The organism is Veillonella sp. T14073-2, from assembly GCF_002959875.1.
Taxonomy (GTDB): Bacteria; Bacillota; Negativicutes; order Veillonellales; family Veillonellaceae; genus Veillonella; species Veillonella infantium.
In genome coordinates this window covers 1-18,362 of the sequence record NZ_PPDC01000001.1, presented here as the reverse complement: position 1 = coordinate 18,362, position 18,362 = coordinate 1, and the positions used below count along the sequence as shown (strand labels likewise).

17 protein-coding genes, 3 tRNA genes and 1 rRNA gene are annotated in these 18,362 nt (G+C 38.6%); 20 read left to right on the top strand and 1 reads right to left on the bottom strand.

The genetic code is table 11. The annotated features are described in order from the left end of the window. Window positions 1-63: 63 nt before the first annotated feature. The 3 genes from VCHSUH04_RS00105 to VCHSUH04_RS00095 all read left to right on the top strand — a co-directional run bounded on the left by VCHSUH04_RS00105 (window position 64) and on the right by VCHSUH04_RS00095 (window position 2,602). Window positions 64-456, top strand: a complete 393-nt coding sequence (locus VCHSUH04_RS00105; RefSeq protein WP_105084864.1) for a hypothetical protein — start codon at window positions 64-66, stop codon at window positions 454-456. 65 nt (window positions 457-521) lie between these two features. Continuing rightward, window positions 522-1,475, top strand: a complete 954-nt coding sequence (locus tag VCHSUH04_RS00100) for a hypothetical protein (RefSeq protein WP_105084863.1) — start codon at window positions 522-524, stop codon at window positions 1,473-1,475. A gap of 56 nt (window positions 1,476-1,531) precedes the next feature. Further along, window positions 1,532-2,602 carry a hypothetical protein gene (locus VCHSUH04_RS00095; protein WP_105084862.1) on the top strand — a complete coding sequence of 357 codons (1,071 nt, stop codon included), beginning with the start codon at window positions 1,532-1,534 and terminating at the stop codon, window positions 2,600-2,602. Between the two features lie 84 nt (window positions 2,603-2,686). On the opposite strand, the gene VCHSUH04_RS00090 is transcribed toward VCHSUH04_RS00095, so the two are convergent. Beyond that, window positions 2,687-3,262 (bottom strand): hypothetical protein, encoded by a 576-nt coding sequence (locus VCHSUH04_RS00090; RefSeq protein ID WP_105084861.1) that lies wholly within the window; start codon window positions 3,260-3,262, stop codon window positions 2,687-2,689. Between the two features lie 302 nt (window positions 3,263-3,564). Here VCHSUH04_RS00090 and VCHSUH04_RS00085 point away from each other — a divergent pair, with 302 nt between their 5' ends. The 17 genes from VCHSUH04_RS00085 to VCHSUH04_RS00005 all read left to right on the top strand — a co-directional run bounded on the left by VCHSUH04_RS00085 (window position 3,565) and on the right by VCHSUH04_RS00005 (window position 18,346). Next, the gene (locus tag VCHSUH04_RS00085; RefSeq protein ID WP_105084860.1) at window positions 3,565-3,960 is read left to right on the top strand and encodes a hypothetical protein; all 396 of its coding nucleotides are present in this window, start codon (window positions 3,565-3,567) and stop codon (window positions 3,958-3,960) included. 55 nt (window positions 3,961-4,015) lie between these two features. After that, window positions 4,016-4,408 carry a hypothetical protein gene (locus tag VCHSUH04_RS00080; RefSeq protein ID WP_105084859.1) on the top strand — a complete coding sequence of 131 codons (393 nt, stop codon included), beginning with the start codon at window positions 4,016-4,018 and terminating at the stop codon, window positions 4,406-4,408. 216 nt (window positions 4,409-4,624) lie between these two features. Beyond that, the gene (locus tag VCHSUH04_RS00075; protein WP_105084858.1) at window positions 4,625-5,053 is read left to right on the top strand and encodes a phosphatase; all 429 of its coding nucleotides are present in this window, start codon (window positions 4,625-4,627) and stop codon (window positions 5,051-5,053) included. 97 nt (window positions 5,054-5,150) lie between these two features. After that, window positions 5,151-6,716 (top strand): DEAD/DEAH box helicase, encoded by a 1,566-nt coding sequence (locus tag VCHSUH04_RS00070; RefSeq protein WP_060924507.1) that lies wholly within the window; start codon window positions 5,151-5,153, stop codon window positions 6,714-6,716. 176 nt (window positions 6,717-6,892) lie between these two features. Beyond that, on the top strand, window positions 6,893-7,312 hold the full coding sequence (locus VCHSUH04_RS00065; RefSeq protein WP_005385669.1) for a Fur family transcriptional regulator: 420 nt from the start codon (window positions 6,893-6,895) through the stop codon (window positions 7,310-7,312). 143 nt (window positions 7,313-7,455) lie between these two features. Continuing rightward, window positions 7,456-8,292: a deoxyribonuclease IV gene (locus tag VCHSUH04_RS00060; RefSeq protein WP_009351073.1), complete on the top strand. Its 837-nt coding sequence runs from the start codon at window positions 7,456-7,458 to the stop codon at window positions 8,290-8,292. 85 nt (window positions 8,293-8,377) lie between these two features. Further along, window positions 8,378-9,748 (top strand): exonuclease SbcCD subunit D, encoded by a 1,371-nt coding sequence (locus tag VCHSUH04_RS00055; RefSeq protein WP_105084857.1) that lies wholly within the window; start codon window positions 8,378-8,380, stop codon window positions 9,746-9,748. After that, on the top strand, window positions 9,749-12,832 hold the full coding sequence (locus VCHSUH04_RS00050; RefSeq protein WP_105084856.1) for an AAA family ATPase: 3,084 nt from the start codon (window positions 9,749-9,751) through the stop codon (window positions 12,830-12,832). Between the two features lie 79 nt (window positions 12,833-12,911). Continuing rightward, window positions 12,912-13,286: a VOC family protein gene (locus VCHSUH04_RS00045; RefSeq protein ID WP_105084855.1), complete on the top strand. Its 375-nt coding sequence runs from the start codon at window positions 12,912-12,914 to the stop codon at window positions 13,284-13,286. Then, the gene (locus VCHSUH04_RS00040) at window positions 13,286-13,993 is read left to right on the top strand and encodes a ThiF family adenylyltransferase (RefSeq protein ID WP_105084854.1); all 708 of its coding nucleotides are present in this window, start codon (window positions 13,286-13,288) and stop codon (window positions 13,991-13,993) included. The genes VCHSUH04_RS00045 and VCHSUH04_RS00040 overlap by 1 nt, the downstream gene beginning before the upstream one ends. Further along, window positions 13,990-14,424 (top strand): peptidylprolyl isomerase, encoded by a 435-nt coding sequence (locus tag VCHSUH04_RS00035; RefSeq protein ID WP_105084853.1) that lies wholly within the window; start codon window positions 13,990-13,992, stop codon window positions 14,422-14,424. Before VCHSUH04_RS00040 ends, VCHSUH04_RS00035 begins: the two co-directional genes overlap by 4 nt. A gap of 4 nt (window positions 14,425-14,428) precedes the next feature. Next, window positions 14,429-15,058: a hypothetical protein gene (locus VCHSUH04_RS00030; protein ID WP_060924502.1), complete on the top strand. Its 630-nt coding sequence runs from the start codon at window positions 14,429-14,431 to the stop codon at window positions 15,056-15,058. Between the two features lie 82 nt (window positions 15,059-15,140). Further along, window positions 15,141-15,980 carry a polyamine aminopropyltransferase gene (speE, locus tag VCHSUH04_RS00025; RefSeq protein WP_060924501.1) on the top strand — a complete coding sequence of 280 codons (840 nt, stop codon included), beginning with the start codon at window positions 15,141-15,143 and terminating at the stop codon, window positions 15,978-15,980. 216 nt (window positions 15,981-16,196) lie between these two features. Next, window positions 16,197-16,272, top strand: a tRNA-His gene (locus tag VCHSUH04_RS00020). Between the two features lie 24 nt (window positions 16,273-16,296). Continuing rightward, window positions 16,297-16,371: transfer RNA gene (locus VCHSUH04_RS00015), tRNA-Gln, on the top strand. 4 nt (window positions 16,372-16,375) lie between these two features. Beyond that, a tRNA-Lys gene (locus VCHSUH04_RS00010) sits at window positions 16,376-16,451 on the top strand. A gap of 332 nt (window positions 16,452-16,783) precedes the next feature. Beyond that, window positions 16,784-18,346: ribosomal RNA gene (locus tag VCHSUH04_RS00005) — 16S ribosomal RNA — on the top strand. Window positions 18,347-18,362: the final 16 nt, after the last annotated feature.

The following is an 18,362-nucleotide window of genomic DNA, read 5'->3' as shown; positions in this document are numbered from 1 at the left end:
TGTATACTGTATGCTATAATTAAGACCAACTAAGAGTGTATTGTAAAAGAGACTGGAGAGATAATGCGTAAATTAGATATATTAGGTATTGAGTTTATTATTGTATCTATAGTGTTGAGTGTAATACTTTATAAACTTGAAATAAGTAAGCATATCATTGACGAAGACTATGAATATATAAAAAAACATAGAATTTTTGGTCCCTTAACAAAGTATCTAACTATAATCAGTATTATAAGTATAGTTTTAATAGATCTTAGGTTTATAATCTATAAAGATTATGAATTCATTATGACTTATGGGGGTGGATGGGTTGTTATGGGCCTTCTCACAATCTGTACAGGATTTTTACAAAAGACAAATAGTGTATATTTTAAACGGGGGCTTATTGCTATATTATCGATATTGATATTTATTGCTGTATATATGTATGCATTTCGTGATGTATTTTTTTAGTAGTAAACCAAAAATAGAAAACTATTAGGTAATATCAATATAGATATTGTTTTGAGAGGGTGCCTATGAATTCAAAGCGAGTATTGAAATGGATTGGTTGTGTTGTTGCTGCCATATTATTAATTTATATTACTTTAATGGTAATAGTAATTTTATTGTTAGCTGGTAGTAGTGATTTTAAAAATAGCTCCATTCATTTAACTGAATTTCGTAATAGTGCATTATTTTATGACGATGAAGAACATAAGATTGCTGATAATGTAGTTGCTGTTCATGAGGTAGATAATAAACTTTATTACATAACGTTAGACGGTATTGGTATTTTTGATGAAAATGTAAGTTTGTTAGATGCTTGGAATAAAGATCTTAATAAATATAATACTTTCATTCCTCGAATAGATGCTAAAGAAACACATTTTAATGTGAGTCTTGATGAGTTATACCCTAATATTTCTAGTCTTGATGAAAATGATAGAGATATATGGCATGAGATCTTTTTTGATAGTGAGAAACGATATACAGGCCCACACGCTGGATATACTATAAAGCTACCTTTCTATGTATCGTATAGAAAGGAAGATATGGTTAAGCATAATGATATAGTTGATCTTTCTACAGGAACTATTATTGGTAAGTATGGTAGTGAACATATTTATAGAAACAACGCTTATTATAATTTTGAATTTGGAAAATTGACTAAACTTGATTTCTCTCAGAAAGCTATATATAGCTATTATTCTAATAATCTTGATATAGGGCGGTTTAGCAAGAATAATTCAGGTGATGAGAGATATGAATCTTATGCACGAAATGAACTAGATACAGTAAGAACGAAAGACTTAGAGGTATTACCTAACTTATTGAATCAACAATTTATAGTGTTTAATTCCTTTAATGAGTTTTCTGATTTTGATAAAGATACCTTTGAAGCATTAGCTATTAATGCGATTAAAAATAGGAAGGCGCTACAATTAGGGCCATTAGAAAATCAAACCCTAAGACAATACTTAAGTAAATAGAGTAAATGCATAGTAAAGAATATTTGTACTAGATAAAAATAAGGAGTATCAAATTAATGAATCCTATTCCCATCAAAAAATTGTATAATCCCCAATATGATTTGTTATCTACTAGCGATAGAATGGAATTATTAAATAAGATTGGGAAAATGTATAATTTAGAATTAATATGCTTTAAAGAATTTACTGCCTTTGGGAAATCCATATATACGGCGGTATATCGTTCACATGATGGTATAGACTTTGTATTTGTTCCTGGAGATACTGTTACGTTAGGGTTTGATTTTAAAAATAAACCATTTCAGGATATTTTTAATGATGAAAATTTAGCGGAGCTTGCCTATCCATTTGTTGAGGGATATGAAGAGGAAATCTTTAGTGAAGACGATGTTCAAACTAAGATTAGGGAAACACTAGAAGATGAAGAAGTACTATCCAACATAGAAACGTATTTTAAACATAATTTTACTCAAGAAGATGAGTTTGTAATCCATCCATTATTGGTACAAAAAGAGTATAGTGAGACCTGCTGGAGTCTTATTCCAGATGATATGCTTACACAAAATAAAGCATGGCAAAACATGATAAAAAAAGCTGAGGAAAAAGGTGTTTCTGAAGTGATGGTGCACAACACTGTTTGTTTATATAAAACAGACGATAGCAATTGGTGTGGCAAACTTTATGAAGAAACAACATTTAAGAAACTTTTACAGGATATAAAAGATAATAGATATTCTTTGCCTACACAAAGAGAGTGGGAGTATTTAGCTGGCAAGGGGTGTAGAACTATCTTTCCATGGGGCAACAATATAGATTTCTCTATGAATTTAAAGCATATGGAATGGATGGATAATGATGGAGAGTATACATTAGAAAAGGAAAACTTTTTTGGCTTGATTATAGGTGATGATCCGTATTGTAGAGAAATCGTATATGATGAAGATGAATTTTCCTATAAAGGTGGAGACGGTGGCCGCAATTTATGTGGAGGATTAGGTGTTGTGTGGGGCTATCTTCCTATTTCACCATATTTTAAAGATAGGGAAGTGGGAATGGGCGATTATATAAATGGTGGATATGATTTCTTTAGGAGGATTATAAGAATTGTTGATGATAGTGTGAAATGATGTCACATATAATATTTCTAGAATATCAAATGGCAATATTGTTTCATAAATGAAACAGGTGCCTCTTAGGAGGCACCTGTTTTATTAATAGTGGGATAAACGGAATACTCTTCTATATTCTTCCGGCGAATCAGAACCATCAGCAGGTTTTATGATAATCCTAATAAATATCTCTTTTTTGAAATCTGGATATGTTTTAGCATATTCTTTGCAGAATTGATCCATGCGATTGTAAAAATTTGTTATATCTTGGTTTTGTATGGCTGAATAAGGGATAGGTATTTCAATATACAAAGAAGATGTATCATATGTGGCATAGGATAACTCCTCTGCCGTTAGATAGTTTTTCATTAATGGAAATGCAGTTATCAGCGGAATGTTGGTTGTCAGTATTCGATCAACTTGTGGTACAACAGGTGCAGAGGTGTGCAAGACTTCAGATATTTCAATGGGCATTTGGGGATACTTGTCAAAGGTGACTTGCCATGTATTGTTCCTATGAGATTCCAAGTGATATGTTAGATTAGGATAATTCTTATTTATATATTGTTGTACCTCATCTTCACTATAATGTGATAGAAGATGACAACCCGTTGTTAGTATGAGGGATAGTATAATCAGCGGCAATAATACGAATCGTTTTAGGGCAAATGGTTTCATTGTATATTCCTTTTATACTACTTTAGAAAGTTCATTAAATCGTAATTTCTTAACAGGCATTGCTTAATTATTGGCGGTATTTTGAAGTGCGTTCTTTTAATCATATTATACCTAAATTATATTTTTACTTATATAGTAGATTAATACCATACAATTCTTTCATAAACTATAACAATGAGGCACCTCGAATGAGGTGCCTTTTTTGTGTATAATATAGGAAATCAGTATCTTATAAGTGTGGATTTGCCGTATGCTATAATAAAGAACATCTAAAAGTGTATTGTAAAAGAGACTGGTAAAAAATGAACAAATTTGAAATATTAGGATATTTTTGGATTTTCACATCTATATCGTTATGTATAGGGTTGTATAAACTTGAGCTTAGTAAACGTGTCATTGATGAAGAATATGAATATATCAAAAAGCATAGAGCTTTTGGTAATTTAACCAAGTATTTAACAATAATTGCAATTGTGAGTATATTGCTATTAAACCTTAACTTTTTAGTCTATAAAGATTATGAGTTTATGTCACGATTTGGAGGGGCTTGGGCATTCTTTCTACTTTTTATAATGTGTACAGGATTTTTTCAAAAGCGAGACAGTTTGTATTATAAACGTGGGATTATTGCTATTGCTTCAATATTATTCGGTGCTGTAGGCTCTGCTTATGCGTTTAAAGATATATTCTTTAAGTAGTAAAGAGAAAGCTTGAATACGAGAAAAGTATCGTCGATGAAAAATGAGGTAAAAGATGAGTAGATTAACAATATTAGGTAGTACGTTTGTTTTTGCATCTATCATATCGGGAATAGCCTTATATAAACTTGAAATTCGTAAGACTTCAATTAATGAAGAGTATGAATATATAAAAAAACATAGAGTTTTTGGTAGTTTAACAAAATATTTGTCTATTATTTCTCTTATAAGTTTAGTTCTACTGATTCTTAAAATTATAATTGATAGAAATTATACAGTAATTGTGAGTTATGGAAGTATTTGGACTATTTTTACACTTGTTACACTGTGTACAGGATATTTTCAAAAAAGAGATAGTATATATTACAATCGTGGACTCATTGCCGCATTTTCGATGCTGATGTTTATTACTGTTTGCATCTATGCGTTTAGGAAGGTATTATTCTAAATAAAAAATATATATTGTTTTATTATCTTAGACTAATAATATAGAATTCTTCAATAAACCATAATAAGAAGGCACCTCCTTTGAGGTGCCTTTTTTGTGCATAATATAGAGGATCAGTATCTAATAAGTGTGGAGCTGCCGTATGCTATAATTAAGAATATTTAAGAGTGTATTGTAAAAGAGACTGGTGAAAATGATTAAAGGACAGTATAAACCATGATTCATTTAGATTATCTATTAGTTATAGGAATATTACTTAGTGTTTTACTCTTTCTTTTGGTTGGAGTCTTTTACTATAGTAAAGCTAAACTTTTAAAGGGACTCAATATTTGGTTCTTAATAATACTTAGCGCTCTTTTGAGTTATTTATTATATCCCTTATATGAACTGACAGATTATAGAGAAGAATTTACGTCAATCGTTATTATTGCTGCGATAATCATTAAAATAATTATCAATTTATCTATATTTATGATAGCTGATAGAATAACAACAAAATGGATTTCTAAATTATTATTACTTCTATGGGTTGTTCTTGTTGAATGCTTGTATACGCCTATTCATTTATCATACCTTGTTTTCCTTTGTGTATCAGGTGGAATTGTTTTAATAGAACAGTTAAGAGAGAGAAGAAAGTCTATTTAGTTTAGATTGGCAATTACTCTTATAGCGCTCACCTTCGAAATATGATATACTATTCTAACGCGCATAATTCGTGCGCGATAGGAGGAAACACATTTAGATGTTAGAAAAATTTGAACAATTAATGATTAGCGAACCTGTTCTAAGAGCGTTAAACGATATGGGCTTTGAAGAGCCTACGCCAATTCAACAGGAAGCTATCCCAGTAGCCATGAGCGGTAAAGACATGATCGGTCAAGCTCAAACAGGTACTGGTAAGACAGCCGCATTTGGCTTGCCTGTATTGGAACGCGTAGACGGGAATGAGCGTCACGTTCAAGTAGTTATTTTATCCCCTACACGAGAATTAGCTATCCAAGTAGCTGAAGAGCTCAATAAAATGGCTCAATACACGAATATCACAGCACTACCTATTTATGGTGGTCAAGATATTAATCGTCAGTTCCGTGCCTTGAAAAAAAATCCACAAATCATCGTTGCCACTCCAGGCCGATTGATGGACCATATGGATCGTGGTTCTATCCACTTTGACCATGTGAAAGTTGTGGTATTGGACGAAGCCGACGAAATGTTAAATATGGGCTTTGTTGATGATATCAATAAAATCTTGGGTGCTATCCCAGAAGACCATCAAACATTGTTGTTCTCCGCAACTATGCCTAAAGCTATCCAACAATTAGCTGAAACATATTTGACAGAGCCAACATTGATTCGTATGAAACCGACTCAAGTTACGATGGACTTAATTGAACAATATTATATCGAAGTGCAAGACCGTCAAAAATTCGATGTTCTTTGCCGCTTGTTCGATATTCAAACACCTGAACTTGCTATTATCTTCACACGTACAAAACGTCGTGTTGATGAAGTAACTGAAGGTCTTAAGAAACGTGGTTACATGGCGGAAGGCATCCATGGCGATTTGTCTCAACAAAAACGGGACAGCGTAATTCGTCAATTCCGCGAAGGTACCATCGATATTCTCGTGGCTACTGATGTGGCAGCTCGTGGTCTTGATATTTCTGGCGTATCTCACGTATATAACTACGATATGCCTCAAGATCCTGAAAGCTACACACACCGCGTAGGTCGTACAGGCCGTGCTGGTAAAGCTGGTCAAGCTTTCACGTTCGTTATCCCTCGTGAAATGGAGCATTTACATGCTATCGAGCGTTTAACAAAACGTAAAATTGCACGCCGCCGTGCACCTTCCTTAGGTGAAGTTCTTGAAGGTCAACAACGTTTGGCAATTGAAAGCCTCGTTGAAATGACAGATAATTTAGAAGCATTAGCGCCATTCAAATCTAGTGCAGAGGAATTGTTGAATGATACAGATTCCGTAACACTTTTGGCGGCAGCTCTTAAATTGTTAACAAAAGAACCAGATACAACTCCTGTAAATATTACAGAAGAAAAACCATTGCGCGTACGCCGTCGCCGTGAAGGTGGCCGTAGTGACCGACGCCGTGGTGACCGTCGTAGAGATGGTGATCGCCGTCGTGATGGGGATCGTCGTCGTGATGATCGTCCTCGTCGCAGCCGCGATGATCGCAGAGGTGAACGTCGTGATGACCGCCGCAGAGATGATCGTAGATCTGATCGTCCACGTGGTGATAGAAAACCTCGTCATCAAGGTGAAGGTTTCAAACCTTACTTTAAAGACTAATAAAATGTGGATTGCTTACGAGCAATCCACATTTTTTATTACTTAATAGTTAATACTATCTATCTTGATAAGTGTTGAGAATTCTGATATAATAGATAATAATTATTTCTTGTGAATGGCCGATAATGGTCGATGCCTTATAGATTTCCAAGTGGAGAAAGGTAGAGTAGAGTATTATGGATATCGCACAAATTCTGCGTAGCCAAGGGTTTAAAGTGACCCCACAACGTATTGCGATTTATGATGCATTGCGTGGTCATCATGATCATCCAACAGCAGAAATGTTGTATCATACGTTGCGCCCTGAACATCCAAGCATGAGCTTGGCAACCGTGTACAAGACGATGGAGATTTTTGAAAAAATCGGTCTTGTAAAAATTTTAGAAGTAGGTGATGAGCGCGCTCATTACGATTGGGACACACAAGCTCATTCCCATATCCGTTGCATCCGTTGCAACAAGGTAGAGGATATGATGGGCATTGATTTACAAGCTATCAAAACAATTGCTGATCAAGGTAGCGAGTATCAAATCACAGGTCAACATATTACCTTTGAAGGTGTATGCCCTGAGTGTGCTAAAAAAGAAAGCCATTAATACATAACCCCTGTCGCGAAGGGCTCCTTCACGGTAGGGGTTATATTAGTTATTTCTATTGGTCATCGTTTTAGTTAGTATTTAATTAGTATTTCATAAGTATTTAGCAATAAGATTTTTAGAATCATATATAAAGGAGTATTATGTTTGTCATCGGCAGTCATTTATCAATTAGTAAAGGTTATTTAAACATGGGGAAGGAAGCTACCAAAATTGGGGGTAATACATTCCAATACTTCACGCGCAATCCTCGTGGGGGTAGTATGCGTGCCCTCGATGTAGAGGATATGAATAGCTTGAGTGCGTATATGAAAGAACATAACTTTGGCACCTTATTAGCTCATGCACCTTACACGTATAATCCATGTGCAGCAAAAGAAGATTTGCGAGCTTTTGCAAAACAAGCCATGACAGAAGATCTAGAGCGTATGGAATATTTACCAGGCCAAATGTATAACTTTCACCCTGGTAGCCATGTAAAGCAAGGTGTAGATCAAGGCATCGAATATATCGTGGAATGCTTGAATGAAATCTTATTCCCTGGCATGAAAACAACAGTTCTCTTAGAAGTCATGGCAGGTAAGGGCACAGAAATTGGTTCTCGCTTTGAAGAAATTGCTCGCATCATCGACGGTGTGAAATTAAAAGAATACATGGGCGTATGTGTTGATACATGCCATATTCACGAAGGTGGTTATGATATCGTCAATAATCTTGATGGTGTTATTGATGAATTTGACCGCATCGTTGGCCTTGATCGTTTGAAAGCCATTCACTTGAATGACTCTAAAAATCCTATGGGCGCTCATAAAGATCGGCACGAAAAAATTGGTGAAGGTCACATCGGTATCGATGCCATTGCTCGTATTGTGACACATCCTAAATTGACGAACTTGCCGTTTTATTTAGAAACGCCAAACGAATTAGATGGTTATGCAAAAGAAATTGCTATGTTGCGCTCTATTGTAGAGAATCAATAATTAAGCTAAAACGCAGTCTTAGTTATATAATTATTTATATAACTACATTACATAAGATATAGGGAGAGCTGGAAAGGGGGATAAAATGCGTTTTTTACATACTGCTGATTGGCATTTAGGACGTATTTTTTATGGTCAGTACTTAACAGATGATCAAGCTCATGTGTTGGAGAATCAGTTCTTTACTATTTTGAAAGATGAAAAAATTGATGGCATATTGCTAGCAGGGGATATTTTTGATAGAGCAGTGCCACCGATTGAAGCCGTTGAGTTGTGGGACTCCATCATTACTCGTCTCGCGATGGATTATAAGGTGCCGCTCTTCGTGGTAAGTGGTAACCACGATGGGGCAGAACGCCTTGAGGTGGGCCGCTCTATGTTAAGTCAATCAGGAATCCATATTTGGGGATCCCCACATCACGCATTACAACCCTTTGAATTTGAAGGCCCTGATGGCAAAGTGGCCATTTGCCCTATGCCATTTAGCGAGCCTCGTCGCATTGGGGATGCATTAGGCTTTGGCTCTACTAATATCTCCTTAGAGACTATTCAAAATATAGAAAATGTAGAAATACAAGCGGCGAAGGCTAAAACAAAAACTAAGGGTTCTAAATCTAAAAAAGCATCTGTAGATGTTGTTGAAGACTCTTTATTTGCTAGTAGTGACATGGCAGATACATGTTCTGCTGATACCGAAATAACTGACGAAGTCGCACGAAATTTAGGCTCAAATAATGAAATTGGTCTAAATCTACACAACTATAACCAAATGTATCAGGCTTGGAGCAACCATTTACGCAATCAAGTGCCAAAGGGGTTGCGCAGCATTGCTATTAGTCATGCCTTTGTAATGGGCGGTGATGTAGGTGGCTCTGAACGTACCTTGTCTATCGGTGGTAGTGAACAAGTAAGTCCACAAGTCTTTAAAGACTTTCACTATACAGCCCTTGGCCATTTGCATGGGCCTCAACGAATGGGGGCAGACTATATTCGTTATAGCGGATCGCCTTTAAAATATTCCTTTGATGAGCATACGCAGAAGAAGTCTTTTACTATCATTGATATGAATATAAAAGGTAACGTAGATATTAGCACCATTCCTGTAGAGGCGAAGCGTGACGTTGTAATATTGGAAGGCTATTTTGAAGATTTGCTAAACAATAAGGAATTACTGGATAAGCATAAAGAGGATTATGTGCAGGCCCGATTGCTCGATACGATGCCTATTATGGATGGGATGGCTAAGTTGCGCCAAGTCTATCATCGCTGTATGACAATTGACCTGGTCGGTCGTGTGGCAGCGCCTATGGCAGACATGGGGGATGCAGTTTTTAAAGAGTTAAACGAGCGTGAATTATTTAATCAATTTGCCGAAACCGTGTGGAAAGAACCATTAACAGAGCGTGAGCAACAATACATCAACTCTGTGTGGGATCGAATTCTAAAGGAGGACTAAATGAAGCCTATATCCTTAACTATAGAAGCCTTTGGTCCGTACCGCGATTCGGTTACCTTGGACTTTAGTGCACTCCAAGATCACTCCATGTTTCTTATCTCTGGTCCTACGGGGGCAGGGAAAACATCCATACTAGATGCGATGGTGTATGCCTTATATGGCGAACCTAGTGGAGAAGTGCGAAAAACAGATGCTATCCGCAGTGATTTTGCAGAACCTGAACGTATGACCCGTGTTGACTTTTCCTTTGCTATCGGTGAGGCGCAGTATCGTGTTGAGAGATTGCCAAAACAATTGGTAGCTAAAAAACGTGGTACAGGTATGCGTGAGCAGAATGCTAGTGCTACTGTATATGAAATGAAAGATGGCGAGTGGAAAGTTATCGCTACCTCTGCCGCTGCTATTCGGGATACGATTCAACGAATCATAGGTTTTCGTAAAGATCAATTCTTACAAGTAGTACTTTTGCCGCAAGGGGAGTTTAGAAAATTATTAGTAGCCTCTACTAGTGAACGGGAGGAGTTATTACATACACTCTTTAGAACTGAGTTATATCGAAGATTACAGGATGCCCTAAAATCTGCTTATGATGAAGCAAAATCCGGTATTGAAGAAAATATAACAAAACAATCTGCATTACTGCAATCCATTCCGCATGATGAAGAAATCCCTGTACTAACTATTGAGCATGTACGAGAACTTTTGAAAGATAGAGAACCTCATCGTGATACGCTTGTTGTTGAACGTGATAAAGCTGTAGATGTAGTGGACCAGTTCAATACATTGCGCAATGAGTGGGCCTTATATAATCAGGTACAACAATCTCTTATTGAGGCTACGAACAAATTAGAGTTGGTAAAAGAAAGAGAAAAGGAGCGGTCTAGTTTAAATGAAAAGGTTCAGTTCCTCACCGGGTTAACAGCAAGCTATGAATTGTATAAACAACTTGGTGATAAACAGGCTGTATTAAAAACCTTGAAAATGGCACTTTCAGATGCAAAAAAAAGTGTAGAGGCCGCAACTCAACATGAGTCTAAATGTACAGAGGTTTATGAAACGTTAGAATCTCAAGGTGAAACTATGCAAGATAAGCGGACTACGTTGGCTCAATTACAACAGCAGGCCGAACAGTTTAATGAGTTAGTAGTGCTACATAAGGAATTGAGCACATTAAATAGCCAGTTAGAAACACAAGACCGCGAGAAAAGTGAAGCTAAGTTGCAGGTACAGCACAAGCTAGTTGCTGATTTAGAAGCTGCGTTAGTTGAAGCGAGAAAACAGTTTCAAGCTAATAGTAAAGCGTTAGAATCTATTTCTCATATCCAAGAACAGTTGGGGTATTTGCAACGATATTCTGAATTGTTAGTAGAGAAAGATAAGGTTCAAAACGATATCGATGCTAAAGAGAGGTCGTTAGCAACTCTAGATAAAACAGTAAATAACTCAAAGATACAGCTTGAACGGTTAGAACATTTAATGGCAGAGGGACGAGCTTTTGAACTCGTCCATTTAGTAGTAGATAATAAGCCATGTCCTGTATGTGGCTCTACAGAGCATCCACAGTTAGCATCTAAGCCTGAGTTATATCCTACAAAAGAGGAAATAGAAGCGGCTCGTGCAGTGCGTGATGGGGTGTTGCAAAAGCAGGCTAGCGAAATTGGTCAGAAAGAAACGTTATCTGTTCGTTTACATGAGTTAGATGAGCAAGTTAAAGACCAAGTTTCTAAACTCAAATCATCCATTGATAATTTTACAGAAGATGCATTTGATTCAATTCAACAAGGCTTGGCGTCTCAAATGGAGCAGCTTACAGCTTTACGTAGAGATACTGAACAGTTGACCAAAATTATAACTAAAAATGAGCATGACTTGGTTGAGGCTAAAGGTATATTATCAAAGTTGGAAATCGGTCATAATGAATTGCTTAATAATTTGCATGATGTAGCGGTTCAGATTAGCTCTGTACAGGCTAAGATAGATGGGTTATCTAAGATATTGCCAACTACAGATCTCGATGCATGGCATAAACAGATAGAATCATTAGAGACTGAAATTAAAGAATACGATGAGCAGGTGAAGGTTTGTAAATCAAATCTAGATGCGGCTAAAGAACAGCTCAATGCTAAACGGGGGCGTCTAGAAATCTTATTTGCACAAGTGCAGGAAGAAACAAAAAATCTTGATGGACTTTATCAAGAATATGTAAAGTCATTACAATCAATTTCTGTATCTGAAGATGACTTTATAGATGCGTTAGGTGATTATAAGGACTTAGATGCGTTTAGAACTGAGCTACATGCATTGGATGAGGCTTTTAGTACAGCTCAAGCTGTATATGATGCGGTTTTGAAACAAGCCCAGTCTGTAATAGAACCAAGTGATACGGTTTCTGACGAAGTATATGATACGGCTGTAGAGAAACGTGATAATTTGGTAGGTTCTCTTGCGGCTTGGGATAAAGAAACAAAACATATTGAAACTACATTAGCATCATTAGAAGAACTCGAAAAGGCTATGGGCGAAGCTCGTAATGAAGTAGAGTTCTTGAGTCGTCTAAATGACCTCGCTAATGGTGGAGAACAAGGTTTTAAAAATGTAACCTTTGAACGATATGTGCTAGGTGCTATTTTAGATGAAGTTGTGTATGCCGCCAATTTACGTCTTCAAAAGATGAGTCGTAGTCGGTATTCCTTGGAAAGGTCTGACTATACCGGTGGTGGTCGAGGCAAACAAGGCCTTGATTTGGCCGTTATGGATGCTTTCACAGGTCAATCAAGACCAGCGAACACATTGTCCGGAGGGGAAACCTTTTTGGCCTCTATGGCCCTTGCCTTGGGCCTAGCTGATGTTATTCAAAGTTATGCAGGTGGTATTCATATGGATACGATGTTCATCGACGAAGGCTTTGGTACTCTTGACCCAGATACATTAGAACTTGCCATGGAAACATTGGTACAATTACAATCTTCTGGACGCCTTATCGGCATGATTTCTCATGTACCTGAATTAAAGACTCGTATACCTGCCCACTTAGAGGTCACACGTGGTGATGATGGTAGTACAGCAAAATTTGTGATTAACTAGCTATAGAATTATAAAATGTGATACTATTAAAAGAGGAGAATTCCTACAAAAACATACTGGAATTAATTTAGGAGGTCCTATGAAATTTTCATTTGCGCACAATAATATAAATGTTAAGGATCTTGATAAAAGTCTAGCATTCTATAAAGAGGCTTTATTACTTGAGGAATCTCGCCGTTTGGAAGATTCAAGTGGTGCTTTCATCCTTGTATATTTAAAAAGTCCATATACAGCGCATGAGCTAGAACTTACTTGGTTGCGTGACTGGGATCGCCCTTATAATCTGGGAGATAATGAATTCCACTTGGCATTTTATGTAGATGACTATGAAGCAGCTCTAAAAAAACACAAAGAGATGGACGTTGTAGCCTACGAAAATGCTGATATGGGGATTTATTTCATTGCCGATCCAGACGGTTATTGGACAGAAATTATTCCGGCGGGTAAATATTAATGGAATATATGTTAACTCGTTTAGAATGGTTAGTTGGACCAGATAAAATCCAAACCTTAAAGAATACATCTGTGGCTCTCTTTGGTGTCGGTGGCGTTGGTGGTGGTGCCCTTGAGGCGCTAGTACGAGCCGGTGTAGGACGCATCGTCATTATTGATGGTGACTCCATTGCTCCTAGTAATTTGAACCGTCAAATGATTACGACTTATGACACGATTGGTGAGCGTAAGGTAGAAGTCGCAAAGGCGCGAGCTCTTTCTATTAATCCGGATGTGGTGATAGAAACTCATGATATTATGTATACTGAGGAATCTTATCCTGGGTTTATTCAAAGCTTACATGTTGATTATGTTATTGATGCCATCGACATGGTAACGGCAAAACTGAATATTATTGAGGTTTGTCAACGTGAAAGTATCCCCGTTATTTCTTGTATGGGCGGTGGTAATCGCTTTTACCCGGAAAAACTTATGATTGCTGATATCAATAAGTCTCATACATGTCCTCTTGCGCGCGTTATGCGTCGGGAGTTAAAAAAACGAGGCATAAAAAAACAATTAGTTTTATTTTCTACAGAAAAACCGACAAAACCGCAGTTCAGAGGTGAAGCAACAAGCCCTGGTACATGTAGTTTTGTGCCACCAGTGGCAGGTTTTATATTAGCAGCACATGTGTTGCGTACAATTTTGGAGGTACCTGAACAATGAAAAAAGCAAAAATCCATATGGCTGACGGCGGCGATATTGTAATTGAATTATTTGATAAAGAAGCTCCTGGCACAGTACAAAACTTCATTGATCTGATCAATAAAGGTTTCTACAATGGTCTTCGTTTCCACCGTGTAATCCCTGGTTTCGTAGCACAAGGCGGTTGCCCTAATGGCAATGGTACTGGTGGTCCTGGTTACACAATTAAAGATGAATTAGTTGGTAACCCTCACAAACATGAGCGTGGCGCATTATCCATGGCTCATCGTGGTCCTAATACAGGCGGTAGCCAATTCTTTATCGTATACGAACCACAACCTCATTTGGATGGTGTGCATACAGTATTTGGTAAAGTAATCGAAGGTATGGATGTAGTTGATGGTATCCATCAAGGTGCTATCATGGAAACTGTTGAAGTAATCGAAGGTTAATCTCATGAATGATGTATCTATTAAACATCCGGAATGGCTATATATTGATGTAGACGGAAAGACATCATATGGGTATGACCAAGAGTGGTTCACAGATGAGTGGCAACGCCTGTCTGGTTGTGGTCCTACATCGGCATCACAAGTGTTGAGCTATTCGCTATTTAGGGATGGCTTATTAGATTTAGAAACCACATCCGATCAAACGCTTGCTTTAGAACGGATGAATTTAGTTTGGAAATATGTAAAGCCACGCTTTGGTGGTGGTGTTTATAAAACGCAATGGATGGAACGAGGCCTGGTTCGTTTATTAGAAGACGAAGGTTTGTCATATGATGTACATATGTTAAATGTGTCTCCCTTCTGTGCTTCTCGTGTAGAGGTAGAGGCAGCAGCTCAGTTTATTCATGATGCGTTGGCACAAGATGTGCCTGTGGCGTTTTTGAATCGTCATAAGGGCAAGGAAAAGGCTCTTTATACATGGCATTGGGTTCCAATTCATAAGATTTTTAGAGATGGCGATGATATTCGCTGTGGCATCTTTGATGAAGGTGAGATCCGAGATTTTTCGTTAGCGAATTGGATGAAAGATACCATTTTAGGTGGCGGTTTCTGTTATATTAGCCGTAAAGGTTAAGTAATAGAGCAATTAAAGTAATATACATACGCATCGCAATAACCTGCGGTGCGTATTGTAGTATAAAAGTAGGAGGTACTACATGAGTCAATGGATTACAGAGGAACAAACTCCTCATTTACGTCTCAGCGCTGAAGCAGAAGAAGTATTATATTCAGGTGAATCTGAGTTCCAAAAAATTGAAGTATTTAAATCTAAAGAGTATGGTACAATGCTCGCATTAGATGGCGTATTCCAAACATCTGAACGTGAAGAGTTCATCTACCATGAAATGATGAGTCATGTTCCATTATTCTTACATCCAAATCCTGAACGCGTACTGATCATCGGTGGCGGTGATGGTGGCGTGGCTAGAGAATGTGTACGTCACGACTGTGTAAAAGAAGTAACAATGGTTGAAATCGATGGCAAGGTAGTAGAGTTGGCAAAACAATATTTACCAACTATTGCTAAAGCTATGATTGAAAACCATCCAAAATTAACTGTAAAAATTGGCGATGGTATTGGTTTCATGGCAGAAGCAGAAGATTATTATGATGTAATTATAGTAGACTGCTCTGATCCAATTGGTCCAGGTGAAGGTCTATTCACTGAAGAGTTCTATAAGAATACCTTGAAAGCTCTAAAAAAAGACGGCTTGTTTGTACAACAAACAGAATCTCCTATGTTGCATCAACCGCTCGTAGAGAAAGTATTTGGGTATGTAAATAATCACTTCCCAATTGCACGTTTATATACTGCATTTATTCCAATTTACCCAGCAGGCATGCATTGCTTCACGTTGGGTTCCAAAACATATGATCCATTAACATGGACTCCAAACCGTGAACAAAACTTTGAAACTAAGTACTATAATGCTGAAATTCAAAAGGCTGCTTTTGCTTTGCCAAATTTTGTAAAAAACTATTTGCCAACTAAGTAATTTATATGTATAATAGGGAAGCACCATTCGTAAGGTTTAACTTATGAATGTGCTTCCTTATTTTTCTGAGGGGAAAGAGGTTGTATTAGAGATAACACATTTTTTGATTTCTTTGTAAAAGTTAAATGAAATTGAGAAAAAGGTGTTGACACAAATCTCTAGAACAGATATAATTCTCTTTGTTACGAAGACAACGTCTTCGATACCTACAAGGTGGTGGGTATGGTGAAGCGGTTAACACGGCGGATTGTGGCTCCGTTACGCGTGGGTTCGATCCCCACTACTCACCCCATAACCTACACATCATAATCACTGTAGGGGTGTCGCCAAGTGGTAAGGCAACGGACTTTGACTCCGTTATGCGCTGGTTCGATCCCAGCCACCCCTGCCAACATGACTCACTAGCTCAGTTGGCAGAGCACCTGACTTTTAATCAGGGTGTCCCGCGTTCGAGTCGCGGGTGAGTCACCATATTAAAACTCACAAACTTCGGTTTGTGAGTTTTCTATCTCTATTTCTAGAGAATTTGGTTATGATTGTATGTATAAAATCAGTTGAAATAAATTGAAAAAATCTTTGAAAAAGAGGTTGACGATTTAAGACTTCGCTGATATACTTATACAAGTCGTTAGGACAACAACCTAACGTAACAGATCTTTGAAAACTGAACAATGATAGGTAATCAATCATATGATTGAACATATGCCAGAGTGCGGGTTTTGACAAAGTCAAAACCAACCATAATTCAAAGTTACTTAAATGTAACGACAACAAATAATGAGCTATTCAAATAGCTTCAAGATATCTTGGAGAGTTTGATCCTGGCTCAGGACGAACGCTGGCGGCGTGCTTAACACATGCAAGTCGAACGAAGAGCGATGGAAGCTTGCTTCTATCAATCTTAGTGGCGAACGGGTGAGTAACGCGTAATCAACCTGCCCTTCAGAGGGGGACAACAGTTGGAAACGACTGCTAATACCGCATACGATCTAACCTCGGCATCGAGGATAGATGAAAGGTGGCCTCTATTTATAAGCTATCACTGAAGGAGGGGATTGCGTCTGATTAGCTAGTTGGAGGGGTAACGGCCCACCAAGGCGATGATCAGTAGCCGGTCTGAGAGGATGAACGGCCACATTGGGACTGAGACACGGCCCAGACTCCTACGGGAGGCAGCAGTGGGGAATCTTCCGCAATGGACGAAAGTCTGACGGAGCAACGCCGCGTGAGTGATGACGGCCTTCGGGTTGTAAAGCTCTGTTAATCGGGACGAAAGGCCTTCTTGCGAATAGTTAGAAGGATTGACGGTACCGGAATAGAAAGCCACGGCTAACTACGTGCCAGCAGCCGCGGTAATACGTAGGTGGCAAGCGTTGTCCGGAATTATTGGGCGTAAAGCGCGCGCAGGCGGATTGGTCAGTCTGTCTTAAAAGTTCGGGGCTTAACCCCGTGATGGGATGGAAACTGCCAATCTAGAGTATCGGAGAGGAAAGTGGAATTCCTAGTGTAGCGGTGAAATGCGTAGATATTAGGAAGAACACCAGTGGCGAAGGCGACTTTCTGGACGAAAACTGACGCTGAGGCGCGAAAGCCAGGGGAGCGAACGGGATTAGATACCCCGGTAGTCCTGGCCGTAAACGATGGGTACTAGGTGTAGGAGGTATCGACCCCTTCTGTGCCGGAGTTAACGCAATAAGTACCCCGCCTGGGGAGTACGACCGCAAGGTTGAAACTCAAAGGAATTGACGGGGGCCCGCACAAGCGGTGGAGTATGTGGTTTAATTCGACGCAACGCGAAGAACCTTACCAGGTCTTGACATTGATGGACAGAACCAGAGATGGTTCCTCTTCTTCGGAAGCCAGAAAACAGGTGGTGCACGGTTGTCGTCAGCTCGTGTCGTGAGATGTTGGGTTAAGTCCCGCAACGAGCGCAACCCCTATCTTATGTTGCCAGCACTTCGGGTGGGAACTCATGAGAGACTGCCGCAGACAATGCGGAGGAAGGCGGGGATGACGTCAAATCATCATGCCCCTTATGACCTGGGCTACACACGTACTACAATGGGAGTTAATAGACGGAAGCAATACCGCGAGGTGGAGCAAACCCGAGAAACACTCTCTCAGTTCGGATCGTAGGCTGCAACTCGCCTACGTGAAGTCGGAATCGCTAGTAATCGCAGGTCAGCATACTGCGGTGAATACGTTCCCGGGCCTTGTACACACCGCCCGTCACACCACGAAAGTCGGAAGTGCCCAAAGCCGGTGGGGTAACCTTCGGGAGCCAGCCGTCTAAGGTAAAGTCGATGATTGGGGTGAAGTCGTAACAAGGTAGCCGTATCGGAAGGTGCGGCTGGATCACCTCCTTTCTAGGGAGACATACAC